Here is a 1,404-nt window from a genome sequence, read left to right as displayed (position 1 = left end):
GTCATCGGAAGGGTGGCAAGAAGGATTTGGGCGACGGTCATGAAGGATAAATATGGTGCGAATGACAGGAGCCAGAAGCTGAAATACCATATACAAACATCAGGCCGCTCCCTTCATGCGCAAGAAATAGATTTCAATGATATCAGAACGACACTTCAGGCTTTGATGGCCTTACAGGACAACTGTAACTCCCTGCATACGAATGCTTATGATGAAGCCATCACGACGCCTACCGAAGAATCTGTACGCCGTGCCATGGCCATTCAAATGATCATTACGAAGGAGCATGGGCTTTCAAAGAATGAAAATCCGATTTCCGGTTCCTTCATTGTCGAGGAATTGACGGATATGGTTGAGGAGGCAGTCCTTCAGGAGTTCGATCGCATCAATGATCGAGGCGGCGTTCTTGGCGCTATGGAGACGCAGTACCAGCGGGGCAAAATCCAGGATGAATCCATGCATTATGAAATGAAAAAGCATACCGGGGAATTGCCGATCATCGGGGTCAATACGTACCTGAATCCAAATCCTCCTTCCGAGGATGCCGTCAACAGCATGGAAATTGCCCGTGCAACAAAGGAAGAAAAGGAAGGGCAAATCAAAAACTTGCGAGCATTTCAGGAAAGAAATAAGCAGTTCACTGATGAAGCGCTAACCAGGCTGAAGGCTGCGGCCATGAATGGTGACAATATTTTTGCCGAGCTCATGAATTGTGTGAAAGTGGCTAGCCTTGGCCAGATAACCCGTGCGCTATATGATGTAGGCGGGCAATATCGCAGAAATATGTAAGGATGGGCAGATGGGACTCCGTATTGAAGGGGTCCCTTTTTCTCAATAACGATGCCCCCTTTTTTTGGAAAAATGTAAATTTCCCCTTATAATAATTTGGAAAAGGGGCAAAAATGATGAATCAGCCCATTGGAGCTGAATGAACCTGAAAATGCTCGAATTAATAATTGGTTCCTTTTTGCCATCATTCTTTTATTTGAACTGTATGAGTATCGATTGGGTACCATCTTTTTTTTCATCATATCGTTTGCCTTTTTTTACGGCAGCTTATCGTCAAAAATCGCAGAAAGAAAGTAAATGACCAAGCACTCCCCGCAGCAGGGGCATTAAGGTAAATCTGTGAAAGTATCAGATAGAACTAGCATAAACCCATTTGGATTGTTTATAATGGAGTATATGTCTAGCAGGAATTGTCGTTATTTTATCGAAATACTGTTTTAGATTATTTTTTTATGTGAAAAAACACGGAAGCCAGTGTTTGAATAGAGAAGGGAAGTGCGGAATTTGAGTTTAAAACAATACTCAAAAGAGCAATTATTGGAAATGTCCTTAATAGAGATGGCATATGATTTGTTAGTGGAAAGAAATGAACCGATTCCATTCAAAGACCTAGTC

Annotated in this window: 1 protein-coding gene; it reads left to right on the top strand. The window is 42.5% G+C overall.

Annotation, left to right across the window (positions count from 1 at the left end; genetic code table 11):
* Nucleotides 1–789 (top strand): methylmalonyl-CoA mutase family protein (locus CVN76_RS04940; protein WP_232732109.1); only part of this gene is annotated, 789 nt, incomplete at its 5' end.
* Between the last annotated feature and the right edge of the window lie 615 nt (nt 790–1,404).

This window comes from Bacillus sp. mrc49 (genome assembly GCF_002803435.1).
The sequence above is the reverse complement of the archived record's forward strand: the minus strand, read 5'-3'. Positions and strand labels throughout refer to the sequence as shown.